The organism is Clavibacter davisi, assembly GCF_052751415.1.
Map to the genome: position 1 here is coordinate 3,210,327 of NZ_CP199882.1, position 26,004 is coordinate 3,236,330.

Genomic DNA, 26,004 nt, shown 5'->3' on the forward strand with positions numbered 1-26,004 from the left:
GAAGCCGACCTAGCGTGTGGTGTTCAGCCGGGCGTCCGCCCACCGACGAAGGAGTCACACGTGCTGGTATTCCTGGGCTTCGCCATGGTCCTCACCTTCATGGCGCTCATCATGACCAAGCGGCTGACGCCCATGGTCGCCCTCATCCTCGTGCCGACGATCTTCGGGCTCTTCGCGGGCGCCGGGCTCGGCATCGGCGACATGGTCATCGAGGCGCTCGGCGACCTGGCCCCCACGGCCGCGCTGCTGATGTTCGCCATCATCTACTTCGGCATCATGATCGACGTCGGCCTGTTCGACCCGCTGGTGCGCCTCATCCTCCGCGTCGCGGGCGGCGACCCGGCGAAGATCGTGCTCGGCACGGCCATCCTCGCGGCGGCGGTCTCCCTCGACGGCGACGGATCGACCACCTTCATCGTCACCACGGCGGCCATGCTGCCCATCTACCGCAAGCTCGGGATGAGCCCGGTGGTCCTCACCTGCACGGCCGGGCTCGCGAACGGCACGCTCAACATCGTCCCGTGGGGCGGCCCGACCGTCCGCGCGGCGGCGGCCCTCAAGGTCTCGCCGACCGACATCTTCGTGCCGATGATCCCGTCGCTCCTGGTGGGCCTGGCGCTCGTCTTCATCTTCGCCTGGACCATGGGCGTCCGCGAGCGCAACCGCCTCGCGGCGCTCGGCGAGGCGCGGGCCGAGGGCGGCCTCGACGGCGGCGCGGGTGCCGGCTCCGGCGGATCCACGGGCGGTTCCGGCTGGTGGCGCGCCGGTCGCGGCGCCCCCGCGACCCCGCGCGGCGGCCTCATCACCCTCGCCCCCTCGCTCGTGCGCGCCGAGACGGCCGCGGTCTCCACGGTCGGCTCGACGATGCTCGACCCCGACCGCGAGACGCTCCGTCCGCGCCTCATCTGGTTCAACCTGGGGCTCACCATCGCGGTGCTCGTGCTGCTGATCATGGACCAGCTGCCCCTCGCCTACGTCTTCATGGTCGGCGCCGCCATCGCCCTGATCGTCAACTTCCGGGTGCTGAAGGACCAGGGCGAGCGCATCGCCGCGCACGCGCCCAGCGTGGTCGGCGTCGTCTCGATGGTGCTCGCGGCCGGCGTCCTCATCGGCGTGCTCAACGGCACGGGCATGGTCTCGGCGATGTCGGCGTGGCTCGTCACGATCATCCCGGACGCGCTCGGCCCGGGCCTCGCGGTCATCACGGGCGTGCTCAGCATCCCGATGACCTTCTTCATGAGCAACGACGCCTTCTACTACGGCATGCTCCCGGTGCTCGCGGAGAGCGCGGCGAACTACGGCATCGATCCCGTGGAGATGGCCCGCGCGTCCATCACCGGGCAGCCCGTGCACCTGCAGAGCCCGCTCGTGCCGGCGATCCTGCTGCTCGTGTCGCTGGCCGACGTGAACCTCGGCGACCACCACCGCAAGGTGCTGTGGCGCGCCGTCCTGGTGTCGCTCGTGATGCTCGCGGTGGGCGTGCTCACGGCGGCCATCCCGATCTGATCGGGAGGCGCTCCGCGAGGAGCGCCACCGCTCCGCGAGGAGCGTGCACGCGGAGGCCGGGCGGCTCGGGGGAGCGCCCGGCCTCCTCGCGTGCGCGGGGACGGCGGGCCGGTCGCCGCGATGCGCCGGGCCGCGAACCGCCGACCGGGGCGGGATCCGCCCACCGGGCCGGGATCCGCGAACCCGGGCAGGATCCGCGAACCCGGCCCGGCGGGATCCGCGATCCGCCTAGGAGACCCGCTCCGCGACCTGGTACCCGGCCTCGGAGTAGACGATCCGGTAGGCGGCGCCCGGCTGCGTGGCCGCGCCGTACTGGTCGGCCGAGAGGGCGCCGGCTCCGAGCCCGCCGCCGAGCGTGTCGATGACCACGTACTGCGGCGCCGGGTTGCCCGGGTTGCCGAGCCAGTACACCTCGTGGTCGTCGACGAGGTACGACATGAGGCCGATGTCGCTGAGCACGCTCGCGCCGGCCGGCACGTGGTCGAGCGCGGCCTGCGCCTGCGCGGCCCGCGGCGACGGCTGCCACGCGGCGGGCTTCCCGAGCTCCATCAGGGGCGAGCGGAGGAACAGCAGGACCGCGGCCACGGCGAGCAGGGGCACGGTCGCGCGCGACGCGTTCGCGAGCCATCGCTGCCCGCCGCCACGCGCCCGGACGACGCCGTCGATCGCCGCCGCGAACACGATGGGCATGAGCACCGCGTCGTAGTGGTAGCCGGGCGCCCAGTACGCCTCGGTGGGGGCCAGGAAGCGCCAGGCCAGCGTCGGCACCACGAGGAGGAGGAGCGGCGAGCGCACGGCGATCAGCGCGCCCGCGAGCACGAGGAACGCGACGGTCTCCACCTTGGGTGCCGCGAAGAGCCCCCAGAGCGTGCCGAACGGATCCGCGAGCGCGCCGCCGGCGTCGAGCTTCGACGCGTAGTCCCAGCGGGCCTCGCGGTTGAACGCGGGGAGGATCACGGTGGTCGCCAGCACGAACCACGCCACGCCCCAGCCGGCGAGCGCGATGCCGACGCGGCGGTCCATCGTGAGGGCGATGATCGCGCCGAGGACGGCGACCGTGAGGCCGAGGTCCTCCTTCACGAAGACGAGCGGCGCGGCCCAGAGCGCGGCGGCGAGGGCCCGTCGGGCGATCACCGCGTCGAGCGCGAAGGCCAGCAGCGGCAGCGCGAACGCGATCTCGTGGAACTGGAACGCGACCGCGCCCTGGATGCCCCAGCTCAGCCCGTACGCGGCGGCCACCGTGATGGCGCCCCAGCGCCCGGTCACGCGACCGGCGAGGCGCCCTACCCCCACCACCGAGATGCCGATGAGCACCGCCTGCACCACGAGCAGCGCGAAGGCGTGCGGCCACACGGCGTAGACCGGGCCGAGCAGCACGAGGATCGGGTGGAAGTGGTCGCCCATGAGGTTGAAGCCGTCGCCCTTGATGGAGACGAGCGGCGCCTGGAAGCGCGAGTAGTCCTGCGCGAGCTGGGTGAAGATGCCGGTGTCCCACGACTTCACGGTGAAGCGGCGCCACTGGAGCGCGGAGTACAGCACGTACACGGCGGTGACGAGCGCGGCGACGATGACGACGCCGACGGTGCCGGGGACGCGGGACCCGGTGAGGAGCCCCGGGACGTCGGAGGCGGGATCCGGCTCGGCGGCGTCCGCGTCGCGGGGGCGGGACGGGGCGTTCGGACTGGTCACGCGAGCAAGGGTCTCACGCGGGCGCGGGATGAGGGCGTGGCGATCCCCGGCCCATCCGCTCAGCGACGGCGGGTGGCCTCAGCGACGCGAGCCGCCCGCGCCCTCCTGGCGCTCGCGCTCCGCGGCCATGGCGGCGCGGCCGGCGTCGCGGTTCTTCACGCGGATCTGCTCCTCGCGCACCTCGGCCTGCGTCGCGCGCTCCTGCACCAGCCACTGCGGCGGGGCCTGGAGCAGCTCCTTGATCTGGGCGGTGGTGAGCGCCTCGTCGACGCCGCCGCGGGCGAGGCCGGCGATGGAGACGCCGAGCTTGCCGGCGATGACCGGGCGCGGGTGCGGGCCGTCGCGCAGCAGCGTGGCCAGCCACTCCGGCGGGTTCGCGGTCATCTCGGCGAGCTCCGCGCGGGACGGGGTCGACTCCTGGAACTCCACGGGGGTCGCCGGGAGGTGCACGCCCAGCTTCTTCGCCGCGGTCGCGGCCTTCATCGTCTGGCTGGATCCGGGGCTCGTCATGTGCCCAGGGTACCGTCGGGGCCCCGGGCGCCCTGCACTAGCCTGGATCGGACCCGCCGCCGCTCACGCGCCACCACCGAGCGGGCCATCGAGGGGACTCCCGTGGACGCCGACCCGACCGCCCTCCGGCGCTTCGCCGCCGTGGCCGACGAACTGCACTTCGCCCGCGCCGCCAAGGCCCTGAACGTCTCGCGCATCGCCGTGAGCCGCTCGATCCTCGACCTCGAGGCGCTCTGGGGCGTCGAGCTGTTCGTGCGCGACGAGGGGCCCACGCGCCTCACCCCGGACGGCGAGGCGCGCCTCGCCGAGACCCGGGCCGCGATCGACGCGGACGACGCGCGACTCGCCGCCGAGGCCGCCGCCCCGCCGCGCGGGCTGGTCGTCGCCATCGTGCCCGGCGTGACGGTCGCCAAGTGGACCCGCGCGTGGGACGAGCGCGTGCCGGACGTGCCGCTGCGGGTCGTGCCGCTCGCCGAGCCGGATGCGGCGCCGTCCCTCGTCGACGGATCCGTGGACGTCGCGTTCCTCCGCCTCCCCGTCGACGGCCGCGGCCTCACGATCGTGCCGATCTACGGCGAGGTGCAGGTCGCGATCCTGCCCAAGGAGCACGCGCACGCGACCGCGGATGCGATCGAGATCACCGACCTCGCCGAGGAGCTGCTCCTGCAGCCGGCGGACGAGGTGCCGGGCTGGCCGGGGCGCACGGCCGGCGCGGATCCGGTGCCGATGCCCGACGACGTGGCGGCGGCCGTCGAGCTGGTCGCCGCGGGCGTCGGCTTCGTCGTCGTGCCGCACGCGCTCGGCCGGCTGCACGCGCGCAAGGACGTGGTCGCGGTGCCGGTGCACGACCTGCCGGAGACGCGGATCGCCGTGGCCTGGCGCGAGGGAGACGCCAGCCCGCACATCGAGGAGCTCGTGGGCATCGTCCGCGGGCGGACCGCGGCGAGCTCGCGGTCGGCGCGCGACGACGACGAGCGCGACCGCCGGAAGCCCACGGCCGCGCAGAAGACCGCGCGCAAGGCCGCGGGGAAGCCGGGCGCCGCGGGCGCGAAGGGCGGCGGGAAGCCGACGCCGAAGGGCGGATCCGGCGGCACGGGCGGCGGGCGCACTCCCCCGCCGCGGGGCGGTCGACGCGGCCGCTAGATCCCGCCGCGCGCGGCCTGCAGGTCGGCGACGACCCCGGCCACGTGCTCGCCCCAGCGCCGGTACATGGACGTGTAGCGGAACTCGCCGCCCACGAAGTCGACCGGGCCCGCATCCGGCAGCTTCACCGAGACGGCCTGCGGGAAGCGCGCGCACACCTCGGCCTTGCGCTGGGAGAGGTACGCGGCGTGGTCGCGGAAGAGGCCGCGCACGAACGCGCCGGCCTCCACGTACTGCGACACCTGCGGCACGTCGGACACGAGCACGATCGAGTTGTCGGCGGTCTGCTCCACGAGGTGGTCGAGCAGGTCCTCGAGGCGGTGGACCCAGGGTGTGATGCGCGCGAGCTCGAGCGCGTCGGCGACCCCGGGCATCACGAGCACGACGTCGTAGCGGTGCAGCTCCGTCACCTGCCGCACGGCCTCCTGCGTGGCGGTGAGGTGCTGGTCGGCGAGCGGCACCGTGCGCCACTCCACCCCGCGGCCCGTGAGCGCCGCGAGCGCCTGCGCCGACTGCGCGACGACACCGTCCGCGTGCGTGCGGAGGCCCACGCCGGATCCGCCGATGCCGCCGAGCGCGAGGATCCGGTCGGGGTCGGGACCCGGCACCACGCCGACCGGCGCGTCCGTGGGCACGGTCGCGGTGAGCGGGGTGGGGATGCCGCCGCGCAGGCTCGCCGCCACGAAGGGGCGGACGGCCTGGTGGAGGACGCGGATCGGCGGGGTCATGGGCTCCTGGGGATCGAGGGGCGTCGTTCCATCATGCGCCGAACACCCCCGTGTCGGAGGCCGAGCCTATCGTCGTGCACGAGCACGGCCGGGTGCTCGCGCCCTCGACCCACCACCTGGAGCATCCGATGACCCGCGAGCCCGAGCCCCTCGTCCACCACCCGCACGCCCGCTACCACCAGGGCGCCTGGCGCGTGCAGGTCGCGTCGCAGCCCGTGCTCGGCTACGTCGTGCCCACGGTGCGCGCCGCCGGCGCGGAACCCGTCTACGAGGTCTACGCGGACGCGGTCGACGCGTCCGGCCGCCGCGTGTGGGTCTCCACCGCGGTCACGCTGGAGGCGGCCATCGACTGGATGCGCGAGCACGACATGGAGCTGCTCTCGTTCGCGGGCGAGCACGCCCGGCGTCACCGCGAGCTCGCCATGGGGATGATGCCCACGCACTACTGAGCGCGGGCGCCGTCGCCGATGTCGCGGATCAGGGCGTGGCGAGCCAGTACGCGATGAGCAGCATCGTCACCACGAAGCCGGAGAGGAAGTTGAGGCCGAGGAAGCGCCGCCAACCGCGGTTCGCCGCCTCCGCGTCCTCGTCGCGGATCGACCAGAACGGCGCGGTGCTGAGGATGTACGGGATCACGAGCGCGGCCGCGACGATGCCAGGGAAGCCCGTGAACAGCATCGCCACGCCGGCCGCGGCGTAGGCGAGCACCGCGATCCGCACGGTGGCGGCGCCGCCGAGCACGGTCGCGATGGAGGAGATGCCGCCCTCGCGGTCGGCCACGATGTCCTGCACGGCGCCGAACGCGTGCGAGGCGACGCCCCAGAGGAAGAACGCCGCGAGGATCGCCCACAGCCCGGGCGTGAACGTCCCGCCCGCGAGCACGATGCCGAAGACCGCGGGCGACGTGAAGTGCGTGCTCGAGGTGAGCGAGTCGAGGATGGGCCGCTCCTTGAAGCGGAGGCCCTTCAGCGAGTACGCGATCACGGCGAACACGCTCACGGCGAGCACGGCGAGGCTCGCCGCGGATCCCACCGCCACGAGGTACGCGAGGAACGGCACGTTCGTGACGAGCACCGCGATCAGCACCGGCCGGTGCATCGCGCGCGCCAGCACCGCGCCCTCCACTCCGCCCTTCCGGGGGTTCCGCATGTCGGACTCGTAGTCGAAGACGTCGTTGATGCCGTACATCGCGAGGTTGTACGGGATGAGGAAGTAGAGCGTGCCGAGCACCGCCGTGAGGTCGAGCTCGCGCGTGACCGTGAGGTAGGCGGCCGCGAACGGGAAGGCCGTGTTGACCCAGGAGAGCGGGCGGGACGACAGCGCGATGGTGCGGATCATCTCCGCGGCGCCGGGCCGGGCCCGCACGTCACTCATGCGCTTCGATGCCGGAGACGCTGCGGCGGCGGCGCAGCAGGTACCAGACGGCCGGCAGCAGCACGAGGGCCGCGATCGCGTAGGCGAAGTCCTCGATGGGCGCGTAGCCGAGCACGAGGCCCACGAGCTTGTCGGGGTCGTACCCGACGAGGCCGACCTTGATCATGATGTTGTCGAAGAGGAGCGTCATCACGAGCAGTATCGCGACGGGCATCCGCCGGTACCAGTAGTACTCGGGGTAGTCGAAGCGGCTGGATCCGTACGGCACGGCGTTGGCCTCGCGCAGCAGCAGGCGACGGAACAGGAACCCGACGACCGCGACGGGAGCGAGGAACAGCAGGTCGAGCACGAGGTAGCTCATCGGTTCGCGCGCTCCCTCGCCCGGGCGACGTGGTGGTCGGCGAGGCGGCTGAACCCGTTGACGAGGTTCATCGTGAGGTAGCAGAGCAGCGTGAGGAAGAAGACCTCCTCGAGCGGGAGCTCGGGGCCCACGAGGATGCCCGTCATGAACGGCGTCTCGCCGCGGAAGAAGATGCCCTGCGAGATGCCGGCCACGTCCCAGGCGAGGAAGAAGGCGACGCCCACGAGCGTGGTGACGGCCGCGGCGGTGCGGTCGCGCCAGAAGAACAGACGCCAGCGCCGGTCGACGAGCATCATGCAGCCGAGGGTGACGAGGAGGGCCGCGAGGTAGAGGAGGCCCATCAGACCACCGGGCGGCCGACCGTGCGCACGAGCGGCTCGGCGCCGGGGCCGGTCGACGTGTCGCCGCGGAGGCGCTTCACGAGGATCTCCGCGCTGATGAGGCACATGGGCAGGCCGATGCCGGGGATGGTGGATCCGCCGGCGTAGTGCAGCCCGTCGACCCGCTTGCTCGTGTTGCCGGCACGGAACATGGCCGACTGCGAGAGCGTGTGCGCGGGCCCGAGGATGGTGCCCTTCCACGAGTGCAGGTCGGCGGCGAAGTCGCCGGGGCCCGAGGTGCGGCGGAGCACGATGCGCTCGGCCAGGTCGGGGATCCCGGCCCAGTCGCTGATCTGCTGGATGGCGCGGTCGGCGATCTCCTCGACGCGCGCGTCCCCGGCGCCGTCGATGCCGCCGCGGCCGATGGTCGGGTCGGCGGGGATCGGCACGAGGATGAAGACGTTCTCGTGGCCCGCGGGCGCGACCGAGCCGTCGGTGGCGCTGGGCTTGCAGACGTAGATGCTGGCGGGATCCGGCACCGAGGTCGTGCCGCCCTTCGGCGGGAAGATGCGGGAGAAGTTCTCGTCCCAGTCCTCGGTGAACAGCAGCGTGTGGTGGTGCAGCTCGGGCAGCTCGCCCTTCACCCCGAGGTACACGAGCACGGCGCCCGGGCCCGCGGTGGCCTTGTCCCAGTACGCCTGCGGGTAGGTGCGGAACGCCTCGGGGAGCAGCTCGGTCTCGGTGTGGTGCAGGTCGGCGGTGGAGACGACCACGTCGGCGTCGAGCGTCTCGGTGCCGGCGTCGGTGGTGATCTGCACGCCGCGCGCCCGCGCCTTGCCGGCCTTCGTCGGCTCGGTGAGGATGCGCGAGACGGGCGCTCCCGTGCGGATCTCGACGCCCTCGGCACGGGCCACCCGTTCGATGGCGTCGATCACGGTGATGAGGCCGCCCTGCGGGTAGAGCACGCCGTCCTCGAGGTCGAGGTGGCTCATCAGGTGGTACATGCTCGGCGCGAGCTTGGGCGAGGAGCCGAGGAAGACGGCCGGGTAGCCGAGGATCTGGCGGAGACGGCGGTCCTTCACATAGCGGGCCACGTGCGTCTCGAGCGGCGTGAGCAGGAGCTTCCCGAGCGTGCCGGTGCGGGTGACGATGTCGCGCTTCAGCAGCGGGCGGTAGTCGGCGAAGGTCGTGTAGAGGAAGCGCTTCTTCGCCATCTCGTAGACCTCCTTCGCGGAGTCGAGGTAGCGGGCCATCGCGGGGCGGGATCCGGGCTCGACGCTCTCGAACAGGTCGAGGTTGGCCTCGCGGGAGTCGCGGATGTCGATGGGATCCGGGTCGCCCTCGAAGAGCACGCGGTAGCCGGGGAGGCGCACCAGGTCGAGCTGCTCGGCGGCGCTCGTGCCCATCAGCTTGAAGAAGTGGTCGAACACCTCCGGCATGAGGTACCAGCTCGGGCCGAGGTCGAAGCGGAAGCCGTCTCGCTCCCACGATCCGGCGCGGCCGCCGACCTCGTCGCGGCCCTCGACGAGGGTGACGCGGTAGCCGTCGCGGGCGAGGAGCGCGGCGGAGGCGAGGCCGGCGATCCCGCCGCCGATCACGATGGCGGTGGGTGCGGTCATGGCGCTCTCCTGCTGCTCGGGGTCGGACGGGGCGGGGCGGTGGTCGTGGTCGTCGTGGTCGTTGTGGTCGTCGGTCTCCGCGCGGGACGCGGGCGTGGATCGCGCGCCGTGGACGCGGGGCGCGCGCGAGCGGCGGACGAGGCGGCCGTCGACGCCAGACGGCTCGGCGCCCGTGGCGGCGGCGAGCGCGATGCGGGCCTTGACCGGATCCGGCACCCGCACGCGCGTGCGCGCCAGCTCGGCCGCCGGGGTGTCGCGGAGCCGCACGGCGAGCTCGGCGAACAGGCCCTGCGCGAGCGCGACGGCGCGGCGGCTGGAGGCGGGGAGGTCGGGGATCACGGCGCCGGACATGCGGAGGTCGTGGTCGATGTCGTCGAGGATGCGCTCCTTGTCGGCCTCCGAGAAGGACGCGACGTCGACGCCCGGGAAGTAGCTGCGGCCGAGCGCGTCGTGGTCGGCGGCGAGGTCGCGCAGGAAGTTGACCTTCTGGAACGCGGCGCCCAGGCGCTTGGCGCCCTCCTCGAACCGGATCCGCTCGGGCCGCGTGGTGGGGTGGCCCATGAGGAACGCGCGGAGGCACATGAGGCCGACGACCTCCGCGGATCCGTAGACGTACTCCGTGAAGGAGGCGGGCGTGTGCTCCATGCGCCGCAGGTCCATGCGCATGGAGGCGAAGAACGGCGCGGTGAGCTCGGCGCCGAAGCCGGCGCGGCGGGCCGTGATGGCGAACGCGTGCACGACGAGGTTCGTGCTGTAGCCGCGCAGCATCGCGTCCTCGGTCTCCTGCTCGAGGGCGTCGAGCAGGTCCTCGACGTGCGCGGGATCCACGCCGGCACCGGCCGCGGCGCCGTCGACGATCTCGTCGGCGATGCGCACGAGCGCGTACACGTTCTCGATGTGCTGGCGCACGTCCGCGCCGAGGAGGCGCGAGGCGAGGCCGAAGGAGGTGGAGTAGCGGCGGATCACGACGGAGGCCGTGTCCTGCGCCACCCGGTCGTACTTCTCGAGGCCCGTGGGCGCCTCGGGGGCGGCGGGCCGGCGGCCGGGCAGGCGACGCGTCATCGGATGCGCCCGAGCACGGACTCGGCGACGGGCGCGAGCTCCCGGCGGAGCGCCTCCGGCACGACGGGGTCCTCGAGGCGCGCGCACGCGGCCGTCGCGAGGTCGCGCGCCACGCCCTCGGCGAACGCGCGGGCGCCGGAGCTCTCCAGCACCGAGCGCACGAGGGCCGCCTCGCCGCGGGAGAGGTCGTCCTTGCCGACGAGCGCGCTGATCTCCCGCCACTCCGAGGAGCGGACGGCGTGGGCGATGAGCACGGTGCGCTTGCCCTCGCGGAGGTCGCCGAGGTTCGTCTTGCCGGTCTCCTCCTCATCGCCGAAGACGCCGAGCACGTCGTCGACCACCTGGTAGGCGATGCCGATGTCCCGGCCGAAGTCGCCGAGCGCGGCCACGACCTCGGGGCGCGCGCCCGCGAGCACGGCGCCGGCCTGCAGCGGCGCCTCGAACGAGTAGACGGCGGTCTTGAGGCGCTCCATGCGGAGGATCTCCTCGACGCTCGGCACGTCCGCCGTGAGCGAGAACTCGACGTCGATGAGCTCGCCCGCGGCGGACGCGAACACGGCGTCGTCGAGGATCTCGAGCAGGTGCGACCGGGTGAGGTCGCGCACGCCGCTCGCGTCGATGAGGCGGTACGCGTTGACGAGCGCGAGGTCGCCCGCGATGACGGCGGCCGACATGCCGCGGTGCTCGGCGAGCGGCTGGGGCAGGCCCTGGGTGGTGGCGATGTCGCGGTAGGCACCGGAGACGTTGGGGCCGCCGCGCCGGGTGAAGTCGCGGTCGATGACGTCGTCGTGCACGATGAGCGCGGTGTGGAGCATCTCGAACGCGGCGCCGACGTGGGCCGCGGCCTGCACGTCCTGGCCGCCGAGGCCGTCGTACGCGGCCATGACCATGCGGGGACGGAAGCGCTTGCCGCCGGCCGTGTTGGACTCCAGCGTGCGCCACAGCTTCACGTACTCGTCGCCCATGGCCTCGGCGCGGACGAGGGAGCGGGCGAAGAACGCATCCAGCACGCCGTTCACGTGGGCCTGCCTCGATGTGGAGACGGCAGCGAGGTTGGTGGCGTCCACGGATGAAACCTAACATCGAGGCGGTAACGGAAAGCAGGGAGCGCATGTCACAGCACACCGAGCTCGTCGTCCTCCTGGACGACGACGGCGAGACCATCGGGACGGCGCCGAAGGCGACGGTCCACACCCGCGACACCGCGCTGCACCTCGCGTTCTCGTGCCACGTGTTCGATGCGGAGGGCAGGATCCTCGTCACGCGCCGCGCGATCGGCAAGCTCACCTGGCCCGGCGTCTGGACGAACTCGTTCTGCGGGCACCCCGCACCGGGCGAGGACATGCTCGAGGCCGTGCACCGCCGCGCCGAGCAGGAGCTCGGGCTCACCCTCGCCTCGGTCGAGCTCGTGCTGCCCGACTTCCGCTACCGCGCGACCGACGCCGCGGGCATCGTCGAGAACGAGATCTGCCCGGTGTTCCGCGCCGTGGCGGCCACGCCGGTGGATCCGCGACCCGAGGAGGTCGGCGAGTACCGGTGGGCGGATCCCGAGGAGCTGATCCCCGCGGTCGCCCACACGCCGTGGGCCTTCAGCCCGTGGCTCACGCTGCAGCTGCCGCTGCTGTACCCGGAGCACCCGGCGCACGCCGGCTCGCCGGATGCGGCGGCCGTGCCCACGGTCTGATCCGACGCTCCACCGACGAGGGGCCCGGCCGCTTCGCGCGGCCGGGCCCCTCGTCGCGCACCCGGCGGGCGGGCGGGCGGGATCACCCCCAGAACGCGCGGACCTCGTCGGCGACGCGCTCGGCCTGGCGGCGGCCCGCCTCGGCGGAGACCTTGCGGGTCGAGAGCAGGAGCGAGTTCTCGCCGAACGCGGCCGTGCTCTCCGCGTCGGCCTGGATCACGAGCACCTCGGCCCGGCCGCGCAGCTGCTGCACGACGGTGGAGAGCGTCGGGCCCATGCCGGAGGCGGGCGCCTCGGGGCCGCACGCGATGACGAGGATCCGCTCGTGCTCGGCGACGACGTCGGCGTTCGTGCCGGAGCGCATGCCGCCGTCCATGTAGGGGCGGCCGTCGATGGTGACGGGCGGGAACACGCCGGGGACGGCGCAGCTCGCGGCGGACGCGCGCACGAGGTCGGCGCCGGAGTCCTTGTCGAAGACGGTGAAGCGGCCGGTGCCGGCGTCGACCGCGGTGATGCGGAGGTCCTTCTCGGGCCAGTCGTGGATCGGCAGCAGCTGGCCGATGCGCTCGACGCTCGCGGCGTCGTCCACCTCGGGGTCGTACTCCTCGAGGGCGAACTCGCCGATCCTCTGGCGCGTCGGGATCTCGCCCGCGGTGCTCACGACGCCCTCGCCGATGACCTCGATCGTGCGGGAGAGGTCGCGGCTGCCGGTGGGCTCGGCCATGCCCGCCACGTCGACGAAGTGCTCGTCGTAGGCGGCGTCGATGGCGCCCGCGCGCAGGTTGATCGCGACGACGGATCCGGCCGACGTGCCGACGACGGCGTCCGCCGCGTCGAGGTCGATGCCCGCGGCGATCAGGCCCGACAGCAGCCCGGTCTCCCACGCGATGCCGGCGACGCCGCCGCCGCCGAGGACCAGTCCCCGCGTCGTGCCCTGCTCGTCCGATGCCTGCGCTCTGCTCACGGTCGCTCCTGTCCCGGCCCGCCCGGTGCGGGTCCCCGACCATCATCCACGAGCGCGGCGACCGCGAGGCGGACGGCAGCTGGATGCGCGCTCCCGCACCTCGGCGGCGGTCCTCAGGGGCGGGCGACGTGCCGCCCGATGAGGACGGCGAGTCGGCGGGGATCGACCGCGAGCTGGCGGGCCGAACGGCCGGCGAGGCGGTCGGCGAGGGCATGCAGGTGCTGCTGGGCATCTCCGCGGGCGCCGGTGAGGCCCGGCCGCCCGAGCGTCCAGGAACCGGCGGCGTCACCATGCCGTTCGCGGACATGGAGGAGGTTCGACAGGTCGGTGACGTCCTTCACCGTCTGCCCTCCACGTCCACGCCACGCGTACGCCTTGAGGACCACGGCCGCCTCCAGGCCGGGGACGACCACCGGTGCCGACAGCTCCGTCCCGTCCTGGAGCAGGAGCGACGCGTCGAGACGCAACGGCGACGCCATGGCGAGGTGGAGGCCGGGCATGGCATCGAGCCGGCGGCCGCCATGGAGCCCATCGGAGAACCGGCCGGTCAGGGCGGGGACGAGGAGATCGATGGTCGGCAGGGGCTCCGCCTCTCCGCGGACGTACCTGTTCCCCGAGATGTCCCTGTAGCCGGCGGCGACGAGCGCCGCGTGCACGGAGCCGTCATGGCGAGCTCGACGGGGATGCCGGCATCCGCATCGCCTGTCCGCCGCTCGACGAGGCCGGGGCTCGGGAACGCGGCGGCGATGAGTCCGACCATGTGTCCGCCGATCACGCGCGCGTCGGGATGCGCTTCCAGCACCCGCGAGAGGTCGCGGAGCGCGACGAAGGCCGCGTCGTCCTCCGAGCCGCCGGCGACGAGGTGGGCGGACGGCACGGTCATGCGACCCCGTCGCGGCCGACACCACCGGGACGCCACGCGCCCCGGAGGATCAGGGCGCGGATCCGCTCGGCCGCCTCCTGCTGGTCGCCGGTGCTGCCCGTGCGCTCCACGTCGTGCGCGATGGTGACCGGATCGGCGAGCCCTGGCGCTGCGCCGAAGGCGCGCGCGGTCGCGAAGAGCGTCCTGTCCGCGGGGACGGTGATGGAGAGCGTGTGGTCAGCGGCGTCCGCGAGGGCGAAGCCGAGTCTCGCCGCGTCGAGGCCGGTCGGGGCGTACGTGGTGACCCGCTCGGGCTTCCTCCACGCGCTGATGCGTCGTGCGGCGAGATCGCCGGACAGCACGACGCCGCCCTGCGCCTGCGCCATCCGCGCCTGCGTCTCGAGATCGCCGTCGTGCCACCAGTGCGTCGTGATGCCGCCCGCTCCCGGGTACTCCTCGTCGGCGAGGCGGAGGAGCAGCGCCCGGTCCCCCGCCTCGAAGCCCGCCGCCGTCCGGACGACGCCGTCACCCAGACGCGTGAGCGACTGGGACACAGCGGATTGCGTGAGCCCGAGCAGCTCCGCGATGTCCCGCTGTCGCCGGAAGCGTCCTCCGAGGAGGAGCGCGCGGGCCACGGCGAGCTGCCCGAACGGGGGACGTCCGCGCTTCGGCGCCGGATCGCGCTCGGGTCGATCGACGTGCGGCGCGCGCGCGTCCATCCACGCGTCGCCGGTCGAGAGGTCCAGGAAGACGAGTCGCGGATCCCGCACCGCGGCGGCCCGGAGCGATGGCGTGAGGCGGTCGACGACGTACAGCACACGCTCATCGGGATGCAGCCGCTCGAGGTCGTCGCGGATGTCGGACGGGGTCGGTGCGCGTCGAGTCGCCCCCTTGAGGACGCGACGCCCGTCTGCCGAGCGGAACGCGATCGCGCTCTCCGGCACGAGGGACAACCCCGCTGCGGCCAGCTCGCCCAATGCCGCGCTCATGTCCATCGCTTCCTCCAGCATCAGTTTATGCGCCGATGTCGCCTTTTCTTATACGGGATGAGCGCGACTCCGCACATGCCCCGGCCCGCCGGGCCTCCGCCTGCGTGGGGGACCGTCGCGCACCAGGCGACCGCGAGGCGGACGGCAGCTGGATGCGCGCTCCGGGTGGGGTCCGGAGCCGTGAGACGGTGGACGCATGAGACTCGCCGAGGCGCTGATGGAACGGTCCGACCTGCAGAGGCGCATCGAGTCGCTGCGGAGCAGGATCCAGGTGAGCGCCCGGCACCAGGAGGGCGAGGATCCCGCGGAGGACGCGGCCGCGCTGCTCGCGGAGGCGGGCGAGACGGTCGACCGGCTGGCGGAGCTCGTGACGCGGATCAACCTCACCAACACGGCCGCCCGCCTCGACGACGGCACGCCGCTCACGGCGGCGCTCGCCCGGCGCGACGCGCTGCGGACACGGCACGGGATCCTCACGGCCGCGGCCGACGCCGCCTCCGGACGCGTGGCCGCGGGCACCTACGCGCAGCGTCAGCTGCGGAGCGAGCTGCGGCAGATCGCTGCGCTGCCGATCCGCGAGGTGCGCGACCGGGCCGACGACACCGCGCGCGAGCTCCGGGAGCTGGACGCCGGGATCCAGCGCGCGAACTGGGAGGTGGAGCTGGTCGAGCAGGCGTAGGGGCGAGTCGGTAGTCGTCCGGAGCGGGCACACCCCGGCGGATCAGCGGGCAACCTGATCCCCTGTGGCGCGGAGGGCAGCGCACCCGGCGAGAGCCGAGCACACGTCAGCCCCGCACCTCGCACCGGGAACGGTGCACGGGTACAGCTCACCACCACGTGCCGGTCGGACGACGAGGGAGGGATCGGGGACCTCGCCCCCGCGATGCGGGCCCGGTGCGTCGCGCGCCGGGCCCATCGTCGCGCGCACCGGTCGGTGCGTGCGCTCCCGCCTCAGCCGGCGGCCGCGCGGATCCCGTCCGCGTCGGCGAGGCAGACGACCGACGCCTGCGGCCCCGACGCCGTCCGCTCGTCGACGACCACGCCGCCCACGCGGATGCGGCACGTCAGGTCGCCGTCGGCCGCGTCGGCCATCCCGCTCAGGGTCAGGCCGCCGTCCCGGGGCGTGACGTCGTCGGGCAGCACCGTGCCGCGCGTGAACGGCAGGCCCTGCGCGGTGGCGGACTCGTAGTCGATGTCGTCCGCGGTCACGCTGCTCCAGGTGGCCAGCGCGGTGGGCACGGTGCCCGTCAGCTCGTACTCCACCGCGATCCCGTCCGTCGCGCCGGGAGCCGGGCTCGTGGGGACGGCGGGCTCGGCCGTGCGCGCCCGCTCCCGCGCATCCTCGACCGCGCCGCCGACGAGCGTGGCGATGCCCACCGTGTAGACGATCGCGAGCACGATCGAGAGGATCACGGCGATGACGCTCACGATCAGCCCGATCACCGCCGTGCCCTTCGGCCGGTCGCGGAGCAGCAGGCCGATGATGCCGAGCACGACGCCCACGGACGCGAGGAACCCCGACCCGTAGTTGAGCAGCGGGATGACCGAGCCGATCAGCGACAGCACGCCCACGATGAGCGCGGCGACGCCGACGCCGTTCGACGTCCTCCGCTCCCGGGGCTCGGTCGGCTCGGGCTCGGGGGCGTAGCGGAAGGTCATGCATCGACCCTGCCAGGGCCGGAGGCGGATGCGGTCGCCGCGGCATCACGATCCTGCGACTGTCGGCCCTCGGCTCGGGACGCCGCTGGGGCCGAAGCCGAAGGGCCCCACCGCGATGCGGCAGGGCCCTCTCGGCGGCGACGGATCACTCGCCGCGCAGGTCCTCCGAGCTGGCCGAGCAGAACGCGGACGCGTACGCGCCGGTGGCGGTCTGCTCCGCCACCGGAGCACCGTCGACGAGGATGCGACACGTCACGTCGCCGCCCTCGGTCCCGGACGTGCCGCTCAGGGTGAAGCTCGAGAAGTCGAACGTCCCGCCCACCTTGGCGACGATCTCCTTCGAGAAGGGCAGCGCCTGCTCGGTCGCCTGCTCGGATCCGGAGTTGCCGTCCGTGAAGGTGGAGTAGGTGGCGGAGACGGAGGTCGCCGAGCCCGTGAGCTCGTAGGTCACGGTGACCTCCCGCTCGGCCGCCGCGGAGGCCTCCGCCTGCGAGGTCTCGATGGCGTCCGAGACCCCGGACGCGAAGCCCGCGGTGTAGGTGACCGCGAGGACGACGGAGAGGATCAGCGCGACGACGCTGATGATCGTGCCGGCGATCGCGGCGCCCTTGCGGCGGTTCTTGAGGAACAGGGCGATCACGCCGAGGACGAGCCCGACGAAGGCGACGAAGCCGGTGACGTAGTTGAGAAACGGGATGACGGAGCCGACGAGGGCGACGATCCCGACGATGAGGGCGGCGAGGCCGAGGCCGTTGCCGTTGGTGCGAGGCGCTTCGGGTGCGGATGCAGGAGGTGGGGCGTACTGGGTCATGCTCCGAGGCTGACAGGCGATGGACAGGGGACCGACCAGATCCTGGCACCAGTTCGGGGCTCCTCCGCCTCCACTTCGGGTCACATGACCCGCGAGCCCGTCAACCCGCGAGCGCCTCCGCGACCGGCGTCAGCGGCATCTCGAGCGCCGCCGCGACGTGCGAGTTCGTGACGTGGCCGTCGTGCACGTTGAGGCCGAGGGCGAGCGCCGGATCCTCCGCGAGGGCCCGCTTCCACCCCTTCTCCGCGAGGGCGATCACGTACGGCAGCGTCGCGTTCGTGAGCGCGCGCGTCGAGGTCTCCGGCACCGCGCCCGGCATGTTGGCGACGCAGTAGTAGACGCTGTCGTGCACCGGGAAGGTCGGGTCGTCGTGCGTGGTGGGGCGGGATCCCTCGAAGCAGCCGCCCTGGTCGATGGCGATGTCGACGAGCACGGAGCCCTTCTTCATGGTCGCGACCATCGCGTCGGTCACGAGCTTCGGGGCCTGCGCGCCGGGGATGAGGACCGAGCCGATCACGAGGTCGGCGTCCTTGAGCTGCGCCGCGATCTCGTACGCGGACGAGACGCGCGTCTGCACCTGCCCGCCGAAGCGGATCTCGAGCTCGCGGAGGCGCGGGATGGAGAGATCGATGATCGTGACGTCGGCGCCCATGCCGAGCGCGTTCGCCGCCGCGTGCTCGCCCGCGACGCCGCCGCCGATCACGACGACGCGCGCCTTCGGGGTGCCGGGCACGCCGCCGAGGAGGATGCCGCGCCCGCCGGCCGCGCGCATCAGGTGGTACGCGCCGACCTGGGTGGAGAGCCGGCCGGCGACCTCGCTCATCGGCTGGAGGAGCGGCAGCTGGCGGTTCGGCAGCTGCACGGTCTCGTAGGCGATGGCCGTGGTGCCGGAGGCGACGAGCGCATCCGTGCAGGGCCGCGACGCCGCGAGGTGCAGGTAGGTGAAGAGGGTCTGGCCGGCGCGCATGCGGGGGTACTCCTCCGCGATCGGCTCCTTGACCTTGAGCAGCAGATCCGCCGCGCCCCACACCTCGTCGGCCGTGGCGACGATGGTCGCGCCCGCCTCGACGTAGTCGGCGTCGGTGATGCTGGATCCGAGCCCCGCGCCCTCCTGCACGAGCACCTCGTGGCCGCGGCGCACGAGCTCGTGCACGCCCGCGGGGGTCGCGGCGACCCGGTTCTCGTTGTTCTTGATCTCGGTGGGGATCCCGACCTTCATGCGTGCTCCGTCTCGTCTCCCCGCGAGGTGCGGCCGGCGGCGGCGATGCGGGAGGGCGAGACTCATGGTGCCCATTGTGCGTTTCGAGCGCGTGAAATCCGTAGGATCGTCGGCGGCAGACGTACATCTGGTGCGATCCTGCGGAGCGGGAGGGCGAGCGGATCATGCGGACGAAGGAACTGCGGGCCCCCGAGCCGCTGGATGCGGTCGACCGGAAGCTCGTCGCCCTGCTCCGCGCCGACGCGCGCACCCCGAACAGCCGCCTCGCGGAGCAGGCGGGCATCGCGCCGTCGACGTGCGTGACCCGCGTGCGCGGCCTCGTCGAGCGCGGCGTGATCACGGGCTTCACCGCCACCATCGACGCGGATGCGGTGGGCGTGGGCCTGCAGGCGCTCATCAGCATCGCGATCCGTGCGGGCGCCCGGCACGAGATGGCCGCGTTCGCCGACGAGATGCGCGAGCTGGCGGATGTGGTGCAGCTCTTCTTCCTCGGCGGATCCGAGGACTTCATCCTCCACATCGCCGTCCGCGACAGCGACCACCTCCGCGACTTCGTGCTGAAGCACCTGTCGGCGCACCCGGCGGTGGCGTCGACCCGCACCAGCGTCGTGTTCGACCACCACCACTCGGGGCCGGCGGTGGGGGATCCGGGCGCCTAGCTGTACTCGGCAGCGCGCCGGATCCCCCACCGGGTTCAGCTCCCCGTGCGCACCACGTGCACGTCGAACGTGGCGCCGGCGGGCGCGTCGAACGCGATGCGGGTGGGCTGCGCGATCGGATCCGTCGCCGCCGCCGGACGCTGCACCGTGACGGTGCGCTGCGTCACCCCGCCCACGACCACCGCGTAGGTGCCGGAGGCGAGACCGCTCACCTCGGCCACGCCGGAGTGCGCGGCGCCGCCGCGGTTGAGCATCGCGAGGCGCAGGTCGGTGCTGTCCGAGCTCACCGTGGCGCGGGCGTACGCGTCGTCCTTCAGGTCCACCGAGAGCTGCTGCGTGACGAGGTGCAGGCGTCGCTGGAGGCCGTCCTCCGGGACGACGGTCTGCGATCCGCCGGCGGACGAGACGTCGGCGCCGTACGCGACGGTGCCGAAGATCGGGTCGTCGGTCACCACGTCGGCGCTCAGGGTCTGCATCGCACCCCAGAGCCCGAGGTCGCTCTCGCCGGTCATGCCGCGCCAGCCGTTGAGGAGCGGCACGTCGGATCCGCCGCCCACGCCCGTGGTGCCGAGGTTGCCGCGCTCGGACTGGTAGGTCCACGCGGAGGCGCCGATGTTCTCCGGGGCGGAGCTGATCTGCCCCGCGTTCACCGTGGCGAGCTCGGCCACCTTCCCGGCGTAGTTGAGCCGCTGCAATTCGGCCCGGCGGGCGGGCGAGACGGCCTGGGCGCCGGTCTCGAGGGCCGCCGTGTGGTTGATGTAGTCGTCCATCGTGTAGCCGGCGAGCGCCGCCGTGTGCTGGAACTGCCAGGTGTTCTCGCCCGTGATGGTGGTGGGCACGGAGTTCCAGTACCAGACGGGCATGCGGCCGCGGTCGGCCTCGGTCTTCGACACGATGTCGCGCATGATCTTGAGCGCCTTCGTGCGATCCGCGTCGACGTTGGTGCGCGCGAGCATGTACACGGCCTCCTCGCCCGTGTTGTCGTAGGTGTACTCGGATCCGTACGGGTACTTCGCCGCGGAGACGTTGGCGTACTTCGTCGCCATCTTCTTCACGATGTCGTCGGCCTGCGCGCCCATGCCCTCGGCCCGGAGGTCGTCGATGAGGCGGGGCGTCGACTGCTCGCCCATGAGCCCGGTCGAGTAGTTGTAGAACACGTCCTTGTTGTCGTACAGCTCCTTGAAGACGCCATACGCCGCCTGGAGGTACCACTCGGCGGGGTGCTGGTACGCGACCGCCGACGGGTTCTTCTTCACGACCTCGTACATCGAGAGGAACGTGTTGTAGATGTGCGGGTACGCGTAGCCGCGCCCGATGGGGGTGTCGTTCTGGGCGCCCGGCTTCCCCTGCTCGAAGAAGTCGTGGATCACGTAGCTGGGCGCCGCGGTGGCCGAGGTGTTGCCCATGAGGTGCTCCCAGACCGCCTTCTGGAGGTACATGTCGAGCGCCTCGATCTGGTGCGCGTCGGGCCGGACGACCTGCTTCTCGGCGAGGAACTCCGCGTGCGGATATCCCCAGTCGTCGCCGAGGCCCCAATAGCCGTCGTAGACGTTCCGGCGGCCCTCCGCGGGATTGGACGGGGTGGGGACGCTGCCGTCCTTCGCGTTCATCATCCAGTCGTCGAACGTGTAGTTCCGGATGTCGGAGGCGGCGATGCCGTCCTTCGGCGTCCACTGCATCTTGTCGACCATGAACTGCGCGTGCGTGTCGAGCAGGTGCGCGATGTCGTCGATCACCGAGAACTGGAGCACCGAGGTGCGCGCAGCTCCCGTCTGGTCGGTGTACGCCACCGTGACGTCGTTCGCGCCGAGCTGCGTGCGGTCGAACGCCATGTCGTAGATGCGGTAGTCGCCGTTGCCGCGTGAGAACGTGACCGTCGGATCCGTGGGCGTGGCGCCGTGCAGGTCGTTGCGGTTGTGCGCCGTGACGGACGTGATGGTGCCCTTCACGCGGAACGCCATCTCGGCCTTCCGGTCGACCGGCACGATGTAGCCGGGCACGACCGCGGTGTCGAGCAGCCCCTGGTCGTACATCGACTGCTTCAGCGCGTGATCGTCGGCGACGGAGCCGAGGTGGTACGTGTAGCTCTGCGTCGCGCCGGGGGCGAGGGCGAGGCTGGTGGAGCCGAGGTAGCCGCGGTTCGTCTTCTGGATCGCCATGGAGTGCGCGTAGTAGACGTTGAGGCCCTTCACCATCGAGCCCTCCTTGTCCTCGTTCCAGGCCCACGGGGTGTCGCCCACCTCCTGGGTGCGCCAGCGGTCCTGGTACTCGAGGCCGGATCCGGTGGCGGTGTCGGGGGTCAGCGCGACGAACGGGCCCTGGCCGCTGGGGCGCTCGAGGGTGATGTAGGAGCCGTTCTTGCCCACGTAGGAGTGGGTGAGGACGCGGCGTTCGTAGATCCGGTCGCCGCCCTTCCACAGCTCGTTGCCGGGGACGGGCATGCCCCAGTCGCCGATGACGAGGCGCTGGCTGCCCGAGTTGGTGACGTCCTGCTTCCACGTGAGGGAGCCGTCGGCCGCGATCGAGTACGTCTCGCGCACGGTGAAGCCGGAGACGCCGCGCGGGTCCTTCGAGTCGGCGTAGGTGACCGTGACGCTCGTGGGCGTAGCGGTGACGGTGCGGGCGTCGCCGGAGCGGGTGGTCCAGGCGGTCTTCCACGTGGTGGATCCGACGCCGTCCTTCGTGATCGCGCCGTCGCCGGTGGCGTAGGAGAACATCAGGTTGCCGAGCCACTGGCGGTTGCCGACGTCCTTCTCCGCGGCCTGGTCGGGCGCGGTCGTGGGGTTCATGAGGTACTCGGTGTCGTGCAGGTCGCCCGGGATCTTCAGCGACTGGAGCGAGCCGTCGGAGGCGAAGCCGGCGCGGATCTTGCTCGACTTCAGCGTGTACGGGTAGACGGTCGCGGCCTGAGCCTCCTCCGCGTCGGCGGAGTGGGTGGCCGCGACCGATCCGGTGGCGAGGACGGTGCCGACGACGAGCGCCGCCAGCCACCTCCTCCTGCTGCCTCTGCTGCTGCTGCGTGGGCGTGACGACATGGCCTTCTCCTTCGTGGGACGGAGCCGGGCGCACGAGTGTGCGCCCGGCGGCGTGCGGACGAAGCGCCCCAGGTGGATCGCTGGCTGGTGCGTGGTGCGTGGCTGTCGTGCGTGGTGGGTCGTGCGGAGGGGCGCCCCTGGCGGTATCACGACGAGGGGAATCGGAACCGGTGGCTGAGGATGGCACGCGGCGGAGGTGGGGTCGGCGGGTTCTCCACGGTGGGTACGGGGGTGCGCGGGTGCGCGGGTGCGCGGGCGCGACGGGTGCTCGGTGAGGCCCGGGCGTCACCGTGCGGCGAGCGGAGGGCTACTCCCCCGACTGCCCCGCGTCCGTCACCGTCACGTCGGTGTGCACGAAGTTGAGGTGCGAGCGGGAGGCGGTCGGGCCGCGCTGGCCCTGGTAGCGGGAGGCGTACTCGCCGGATCCGTAGGGCTTCTCGGCGGGCGACGACAGGCGGAAGAAGCAGAGCTGGCCGATCTTCATCCCGGGCCAGAGCTTGATGGGCAGCGTCGCGACGTTCGACAGCTCGAGCGTGACGTGGCCGGAGAACCCGGGGTCGATGAAGCCGGCCGTGGAGTGCGTGAGGAGGCCGAGGCGGCCGAGCGAGCTCTTGCCCTCGAGGCGCGCGGCGACGTCGTCGGGCAGCGTGACCAGCTCGAACGTGGATCCGAGGACGAACTCGCCCGGGTGCAGGATGAACGGCTCCCCCGGCTTCGACTCGATGAGGCGCGTGAGCTCGGGCTGGTCCTCGGCGGGGTCGATGTAGGGGTACTTGTGGTTGTCGAACAGCCGAAAGAAGCGGTCGATGCGCACGTCGATGCTCGCGGGCTGCAGCATCCCGGGGTCGTACGGATCGAGGGCCACTCGTCCGGCGTCGAGCTCGGCGGTGATGTCACGGTCGGAGAGGAGCACGGCAGGAGCCTACCGGCGCGGGGTGGCGCCCGGCCGGAGTCTTGCTAGGCTGTGGTCTCGACCCGGCCCCAGGCCGGTCGCGCGAGTGTAGTTCAATGGTAGAACTTCAGCTTCCCAAGCTGATAGCGCGGGTTCGATTCCCGTCACTCGCTCCACACCAATATCAATATCAATTCGAGTTTTGATTGCCAAACTCAACCACTCAAGGCGCTTGGGCGACACCGTCAAGAGCTGGAGTTTGAAGAGATCCCAGAAACACTCTTTTGCAGTGCGCCTACATCTTTGAGCAAGCGAACAAGGTGCTCGTCAGTCATATCCAGTATGGGCTCGTACATAAACGAGTTTACATGAATATTCTCGGGCGTCATCAGCACCACTTCGTCAACAGTTCGAATTGCGTCACGATCGTCGGGGAAATTTTTCCTGTAATGCGCAAAGAGGTGGCCTGTCTGATTGGCACGTAAGCCATCAACAAACGACTGATCCGCAATTTTATCGACCATATACTTTTCTGCAGCAACACGAATCGCGATTGACAAAGTGATCTTATTCGCTAGATCCATGGTAACTGCGTCAGCGACGCATTTCTGCGCTTCCTCGCCAATCATCTCAGTTACGCTTTCATCCGGCCTCGGCCAGCAGCCAGTGGTTGAAAATAAGTCATTAAAGATAGTGTCGATATCAGCCTGGGTGACTGTGGCGGTTTCGGCTTTCCAGTGCAAGAGAGACGTCAACTTGACGTATCCAGGATCATCCTCGCCGCGTGTATACTCGAGTAGATTACGCACAAACGGAATTGCGGCAGATCGTTTGGTTGCATCCGTAAAGAAGTTTGGCTTAAAGTCCTTGATAAAAGGATTTTTAATTCCGGCTGCCCTTACTAGCTCCATCCCCGCTGGTGCCCTTTGTCCCATGAGGCACTGGCTGTAAGGTACAAAACGACTTTCAAGCGTGCGGAAGAAGTCGAAGTTATGCGTAAGGACCACAAGGCGAAAATTTGGCACCTCGGCGATATCCTTCAGGTACTGAATGATGGCATACTTGTTTTTATAGTCAAATGAGTCGGCAATATCATCAACGATAAATACGGTGTCACCCGGCACCCCCTTGCGGCGCTCGACCTCAAATAAAACATTAAGAATGTAAAGTGCCTTCTTCTCGCCCGTACTCAGGACGCCCAAGAGGTCTCCGCGGTCCACGGAAGTTCGGTCACCACCGTCCGCAAATTCAAAACCGAGCTTAGCGACCGGCTCAAGTCCAAGAACTACATTTGTGCGGTTCTCCGCAATTAAGGTGAACGGAACGAAGAAGCGACGATTGAATATTTCGATAACATCTTCCCACTGCCCCCTTTGCGCTCCGGCTTCCGCCTCAATTTCTGCTTTTCGCGATTCTGCCTTTCGAAAGCGAGATACTGCTTCCAGATAAAGGGGCTCGTTAGCCTTCAAATAAGACTTCCAGACACGCTCCTTAAAGCGCTCAACATTATCAAGCTCCAGAAGAAGCTCTTGATGGTCCGACACGAGGTCAAAAAAGCGCCGCGACTCGATATTTTTAGTGAGCTTGCTTTCGATCGCGGTGAATGTTTTGCGAAGTTGCGGGTCGTCGCTAATAGCCTCTTTCTCGGAAGCAATCAACTCCGCCAGCTGGGCCTGCGTCGACAGCGCGGTTCCATCAGCTCCGTCATTCAGAATGACGGAGTGCTTTGCTTCAAAGAAGCCGTTTCCACCCAGGCTTTTCGCGATAGTCTCGGCGTTGTAATAGCTGAAGGTTTTTCGGGAAAAATACGAGGACGAATCTAAAAGCTCATTAAAACGAGTGACATAATTGGCAAGGGATGAGGCAAAGTCTTTTGTTGCCAGAAGTGCAACAACTTTGTCGTCAAATAAAACGTCATACGGCAACCACGCGTAAGGAGACTCTTCGTCTTTAACTTCATCTTCGACACGAAGGAGGGCTTTGAAAAAGCTCTCGCGGTCACGCGTGAATGCCATCGAGAGCTCCGAAGACACGTCTTTTTTTGTTTGAGCTTGCGCCTTGAGTGCCGCAATTAGCTCCGCCTTCGACTCAATAATCTTACTCTGAATCGCCGCGTACTCCGAGCGGAGGACCTTGTCCACAAGGAGCGTTGAAGTATACTCCGTGGGCCCAATTTCCTCGTCATAAGAGACGATCACAACCACTTGGTCCGCCGTGAGGGCGGTATCATCTTCGTCAGTGATGGTCCTGGAGCTTTCGCGCTCTGGGAATACGTGATCCGTCGACTCCTCCCGTCGAGACAAATCGCTAAAGGCGCGGGCGAATGAAGTCTTCATCATTCCGTTAGGCGCGTAAATCGCAGTTGCTCTTGCATCCTTGAAGCTAAGATCTGCCTTCAAGTGACGAATACCGTGGCAATTCGTAAAGTCTATTTTTAGCTTTTTCATAAGTTATCGACCCCCGTGCTGGCACTTCGCGGAAAAGGTAAAAAGTGAGGTTGAACGTAGTCTGATTCGAAGATAACGAACGCGACGTCACGCGAACGGCGGCCTGGCTTCAGATACATTTCTCAATTGCTGGTTTACGCTTGAAACAGCGTCGTCGAGCCACCCGTCGTCGATCCAGAAACGATTTCCCGTCGGAGCCTGATTAGCGGTCTCCGCCCTACTAAGACGCTGCGACCCTGACGGATGCGTTGCCGGCCGCGCATGCAGAACATCATTGCGAATGGTGGCCACCTTAAATAGCGCCCTATATGCGGCAACCAAGTATGTTTTTGTTGGCCCGGCAGCGACTTCAGAAAGCGCAGCCTTTATCTCTATCGCGATCTGGGACGTCGTCCTGGACTCCAGCGCGGTCAGCGACAGCTGATCCGGTAAGTCGGAGGCAAGGCGGCCAAGGTCCCCCAACACCATCCA

General features: G+C 70.3%; 23 protein-coding genes and 1 tRNA gene. 7 read left to right on the forward strand and 17 right to left on the reverse strand.

All coding sequences use genetic code 11. The features are described 5' to 3' along the window. Positions 1 to 84 precede the first annotated feature (84 nt). Positions 85 to 1,506 carry a CitMHS family transporter gene (locus ACU4ZT_RS15315; protein WP_254654484.1) on the forward strand — a complete coding sequence of 474 codons (1,422 nt, stop codon included), beginning with the start codon at positions 85 to 87 and terminating at the stop codon, positions 1,504 to 1,506. A 228-nt stretch (positions 1,507 to 1,734) separates the two neighbouring features. On the opposite strand, the gene ACU4ZT_RS15320 is transcribed toward ACU4ZT_RS15315, so the two are convergent. Continuing rightward, positions 1,735 to 3,195: a DUF2079 domain-containing protein gene (locus tag ACU4ZT_RS15320; RefSeq protein WP_063071000.1), complete on the reverse strand. Its 1,461-nt coding sequence runs from the start codon at positions 3,193 to 3,195 to the stop codon at positions 1,735 to 1,737. Positions 3,196 to 3,273: 78 nt separating this feature from the next. Beyond that, the gene (locus tag ACU4ZT_RS15325; protein ID WP_063070999.1) at positions 3,274 to 3,705 is read right to left on the reverse strand and encodes a DUF5997 family protein; all 432 of its coding nucleotides are present in this window, start codon (positions 3,703 to 3,705) and stop codon (positions 3,274 to 3,276) included. Between the two features lie 102 nt (positions 3,706 to 3,807). Between ACU4ZT_RS15325 and ACU4ZT_RS15330 the strand changes: the two genes are divergently transcribed. Next, positions 3,808 to 4,848, forward strand: a complete 1,041-nt coding sequence (locus ACU4ZT_RS15330) for a LysR family transcriptional regulator (protein ID WP_445337507.1) — start codon at positions 3,808 to 3,810, stop codon at positions 4,846 to 4,848. On the opposite strand, the gene ACU4ZT_RS15335 is transcribed toward ACU4ZT_RS15330, so the two are convergent. Further along, positions 4,845 to 5,576 (reverse strand): SGNH/GDSL hydrolase family protein, encoded by a 732-nt coding sequence (locus tag ACU4ZT_RS15335; protein WP_063070997.1) that lies wholly within the window; start codon positions 5,574 to 5,576, stop codon positions 4,845 to 4,847. The genes ACU4ZT_RS15330 and ACU4ZT_RS15335 overlap by 4 nt on opposite strands. A 74-nt stretch (positions 5,577 to 5,650) precedes the next feature. Here ACU4ZT_RS15335 and ACU4ZT_RS15340 point away from each other — a divergent pair, with 74 nt between their 5' ends. After that, positions 5,651 to 6,025 carry a hypothetical protein gene (locus ACU4ZT_RS15340; RefSeq protein WP_270981835.1) on the forward strand — a complete coding sequence of 125 codons (375 nt, stop codon included), beginning with the start codon at positions 5,651 to 5,653 and terminating at the stop codon, positions 6,023 to 6,025. A 28-nt stretch (positions 6,026 to 6,053) separates the two neighbouring features. Here ACU4ZT_RS15340 and ACU4ZT_RS15345 read toward each other — a convergent pair whose 3' ends face one another. The 5 genes from ACU4ZT_RS15345 to ACU4ZT_RS15365 are packed head-to-tail and all read right to left on the reverse strand — an operon-like array spanning position 6,054 to position 11,379. Beyond that, entirely contained in the window at positions 6,054 to 6,950 is an 897-nt protein-coding gene (locus ACU4ZT_RS15345) for a prenyltransferase (protein WP_063070996.1), read from the reverse strand. Then, a complete protein-coding gene (locus ACU4ZT_RS15350) occupies positions 6,943 to 7,311 on the reverse strand; it encodes a lycopene cyclase domain-containing protein (protein ID WP_063070995.1) in 369 nt (122 codons plus the stop codon). Before ACU4ZT_RS15350 ends, ACU4ZT_RS15345 begins: the two co-directional genes overlap by 8 nt. After that, on the reverse strand, positions 7,308 to 7,652 hold the full coding sequence (locus tag ACU4ZT_RS15355) for a lycopene cyclase domain-containing protein (protein ID WP_063070994.1): 345 nt from the start codon (positions 7,650 to 7,652) through the stop codon (positions 7,308 to 7,310). The genes ACU4ZT_RS15350 and ACU4ZT_RS15355 overlap by 4 nt, the downstream gene beginning before the upstream one ends. Beyond that, a complete protein-coding gene (gene crtI, locus ACU4ZT_RS15360) occupies positions 7,652 to 10,312 on the reverse strand; it encodes a phytoene desaturase family protein (RefSeq protein WP_445337508.1) in 2,661 nt (886 codons plus the stop codon). The genes ACU4ZT_RS15355 and crtI overlap by 1 nt, the downstream gene beginning before the upstream one ends. Beyond that, positions 10,309 to 11,379, reverse strand: a complete 1,071-nt coding sequence (locus ACU4ZT_RS15365) for a polyprenyl synthetase family protein (RefSeq protein WP_414748857.1) — start codon at positions 11,377 to 11,379, stop codon at positions 10,309 to 10,311. The genes crtI and ACU4ZT_RS15365 overlap by 4 nt, the downstream gene beginning before the upstream one ends. 44 nt (positions 11,380 to 11,423) lie before the next feature. Between ACU4ZT_RS15365 and idi the strand changes: the two genes are divergently transcribed. Beyond that, on the forward strand, positions 11,424 to 11,996 hold the full coding sequence (idi, locus tag ACU4ZT_RS15370) for an isopentenyl-diphosphate Delta-isomerase (protein ID WP_270981830.1): 573 nt from the start codon (positions 11,424 to 11,426) through the stop codon (positions 11,994 to 11,996). Positions 11,997 to 12,078: 82 nt separating this feature from the next. Here the strand turns inward: idi and ACU4ZT_RS15375 are convergent, their stop codons facing one another. The 3 genes from ACU4ZT_RS15375 to ACU4ZT_RS15385 form a co-directional block, all read right to left on the reverse strand. Further along, positions 12,079 to 12,960, reverse strand: coding sequence for a patatin-like phospholipase family protein (locus ACU4ZT_RS15375; protein WP_270981829.1), 882 nt, complete (start codon positions 12,958 to 12,960; stop codon positions 12,079 to 12,081). A gap of 113 nt (positions 12,961 to 13,073) precedes the next feature. Beyond that, the gene (locus ACU4ZT_RS15380; RefSeq protein ID WP_445337509.1) at positions 13,074 to 13,460 is read right to left on the reverse strand and encodes a hypothetical protein; all 387 of its coding nucleotides are present in this window, start codon (positions 13,458 to 13,460) and stop codon (positions 13,074 to 13,076) included. Between the two features lie 379 nt (positions 13,461 to 13,839). Next, the gene (locus ACU4ZT_RS15385; protein WP_445337510.1) at positions 13,840 to 14,811 is read right to left on the reverse strand and encodes a hypothetical protein; all 972 of its coding nucleotides are present in this window, start codon (positions 14,809 to 14,811) and stop codon (positions 13,840 to 13,842) included. Positions 14,812 to 15,007: 196 nt separating this feature from the next. On the opposite strand from ACU4ZT_RS15385, the gene ACU4ZT_RS15390 reads away from it, so the two are divergent. Then, on the forward strand, positions 15,008 to 15,490 hold the full coding sequence (locus ACU4ZT_RS15390) for a DIP1984 family protein (protein WP_445337511.1): 483 nt from the start codon (positions 15,008 to 15,010) through the stop codon (positions 15,488 to 15,490). Positions 15,491 to 15,762: 272 nt separating this feature from the next. On the opposite strand, the gene ACU4ZT_RS15395 is transcribed toward ACU4ZT_RS15390, so the two are convergent. The 3 genes from ACU4ZT_RS15395 to ald all read right to left on the reverse strand — a co-directional run bounded on the left by ACU4ZT_RS15395 (position 15,763) and on the right by ald (position 18,500). Further along, positions 15,763 to 16,470 (reverse strand): hypothetical protein, encoded by a 708-nt coding sequence (locus ACU4ZT_RS15395; RefSeq protein WP_270981825.1) that lies wholly within the window; start codon positions 16,468 to 16,470, stop codon positions 15,763 to 15,765. A 145-nt stretch (positions 16,471 to 16,615) separates the two neighbouring features. Beyond that, positions 16,616 to 17,281 (reverse strand): MmpS family transport accessory protein, encoded by a 666-nt coding sequence (locus tag ACU4ZT_RS15400; protein WP_270981824.1) that lies wholly within the window; start codon positions 17,279 to 17,281, stop codon positions 16,616 to 16,618. Positions 17,282 to 17,381: 100 nt separating this feature from the next. After that, positions 17,382 to 18,500 (reverse strand): alanine dehydrogenase, encoded by a 1,119-nt coding sequence (gene ald, locus ACU4ZT_RS15405; RefSeq protein WP_445337512.1) that lies wholly within the window; start codon positions 18,498 to 18,500, stop codon positions 17,382 to 17,384. A 164-nt stretch (positions 18,501 to 18,664) separates the two neighbouring features. On the opposite strand from ald, the gene ACU4ZT_RS15410 reads away from it, so the two are divergent. Further along, positions 18,665 to 19,159: an Lrp/AsnC family transcriptional regulator gene (locus ACU4ZT_RS15410; RefSeq protein ID WP_081234865.1), complete on the forward strand. Its 495-nt coding sequence runs from the start codon at positions 18,665 to 18,667 to the stop codon at positions 19,157 to 19,159. 35 nt (positions 19,160 to 19,194) lie between these two features. Here ACU4ZT_RS15410 and ACU4ZT_RS15415 read toward each other — a convergent pair whose 3' ends face one another. Further along, positions 19,195 to 22,194: a DUF5695 domain-containing protein gene (locus ACU4ZT_RS15415; protein ID WP_445337513.1), complete on the reverse strand. Its 3,000-nt coding sequence runs from the start codon at positions 22,192 to 22,194 to the stop codon at positions 19,195 to 19,197. A gap of 307 nt (positions 22,195 to 22,501) precedes the next feature. Continuing rightward, positions 22,502 to 23,107: a dCTP deaminase gene (gene dcd, locus ACU4ZT_RS15420; RefSeq protein ID WP_043583745.1), complete on the reverse strand. Its 606-nt coding sequence runs from the start codon at positions 23,105 to 23,107 to the stop codon at positions 22,502 to 22,504. An 81-nt stretch (positions 23,108 to 23,188) separates the two neighbouring features. Between dcd and ACU4ZT_RS15425 the strand changes: the two genes are divergently transcribed. Next, positions 23,189 to 23,262 (forward strand) — tRNA-Gly (locus tag ACU4ZT_RS15425). Positions 23,263 to 23,331: 69 nt separating this feature from the next. Here the strand turns inward: ACU4ZT_RS15425 and ACU4ZT_RS15430 are convergent. Then, on the reverse strand, positions 23,332 to 25,533 hold the full coding sequence (locus ACU4ZT_RS15430) for a hypothetical protein (RefSeq protein ID WP_445337514.1): 2,202 nt from the start codon (positions 25,531 to 25,533) through the stop codon (positions 23,332 to 23,334). Between the last annotated feature and the right edge of the window lie 471 nt (positions 25,534 to 26,004).

What these genes read in the sequence shown, in the direction of transcription:
- ACU4ZT_RS15315 (WP_254654484.1), top strand. Translation starts at nt 85, where the DNA reads ATGGTCCTCACCTTCATGGCGCTCATCATGACCAAGCGGCTGACGCCC.
- ACU4ZT_RS15415 (WP_445337513.1), bottom strand. Translation starts at nt 22,194, where the DNA reads ATGTCGTCACGCCCACGCAGCAGCAGCAGAGGCAGCAGGAGGAGGTGG.
- ald (WP_445337512.1), bottom strand. Translation starts at nt 18,500, where the DNA reads ATGAAGGTCGGGATCCCCACCGAGATCAAGAACAACGAGAACCGGGTC.
- ACU4ZT_RS15410 (WP_081234865.1), top strand. Translation starts at nt 18,665, where the DNA reads ATGCGGACGAAGGAACTGCGGGCCCCCGAGCCGCTGGATGCGGTCGAC.
- ACU4ZT_RS15430 (WP_445337514.1), bottom strand. Translation starts at nt 25,533, where the DNA reads ATGAAAAAGCTAAAAATAGACTTTACGAATTGCCACGGTATTCGTCAC.
- idi (WP_270981830.1), top strand. Translation starts at nt 11,424, where the DNA reads ATGTCACAGCACACCGAGCTCGTCGTCCTCCTGGACGACGACGGCGAG.
- ACU4ZT_RS15395 (WP_270981825.1), bottom strand. Translation starts at nt 16,470, where the DNA reads ATGACCTTCCGCTACGCCCCCGAGCCCGAGCCGACCGAGCCCCGGGAG.
- ACU4ZT_RS15380 (WP_445337509.1), bottom strand. Translation starts at nt 13,460, where the DNA reads ATGCCCGGCCTCCACCTCGCCATGGCGTCGCCGTTGCGTCTCGACGCG.
- ACU4ZT_RS15390 (WP_445337511.1), top strand. Translation starts at nt 15,008, where the DNA reads ATGAGACTCGCCGAGGCGCTGATGGAACGGTCCGACCTGCAGAGGCGC.
- crtI (WP_445337508.1), bottom strand. Translation starts at nt 10,312, where the DNA reads ATGACGCGTCGCCTGCCCGGCCGCCGGCCCGCCGCCCCCGAGGCGCCC.
- ACU4ZT_RS15350 (WP_063070995.1), bottom strand. Translation starts at nt 7,311, where the DNA reads ATGAGCTACCTCGTGCTCGACCTGCTGTTCCTCGCTCCCGTCGCGGTC.
- ACU4ZT_RS15325 (WP_063070999.1), bottom strand. Translation starts at nt 3,705, where the DNA reads ATGACGAGCCCCGGATCCAGCCAGACGATGAAGGCCGCGACCGCGGCG.
- ACU4ZT_RS15400 (WP_270981824.1), bottom strand. Translation starts at nt 17,281, where the DNA reads ATGACCCAGTACGCCCCACCTCCTGCATCCGCACCCGAAGCGCCTCGC.
- ACU4ZT_RS15335 (WP_063070997.1), bottom strand. Translation starts at nt 5,576, where the DNA reads ATGACCCCGCCGATCCGCGTCCTCCACCAGGCCGTCCGCCCCTTCGTG.
- ACU4ZT_RS15345 (WP_063070996.1), bottom strand. Translation starts at nt 6,950, where the DNA reads ATGAGTGACGTGCGGGCCCGGCCCGGCGCCGCGGAGATGATCCGCACC.
- ACU4ZT_RS15385 (WP_445337510.1), bottom strand. Translation starts at nt 14,811, where the DNA reads ATGAGCGCGGCATTGGGCGAGCTGGCCGCAGCGGGGTTGTCCCTCGTG.
- ACU4ZT_RS15355 (WP_063070994.1), bottom strand. Translation starts at nt 7,652, where the DNA reads ATGGGCCTCCTCTACCTCGCGGCCCTCCTCGTCACCCTCGGCTGCATG.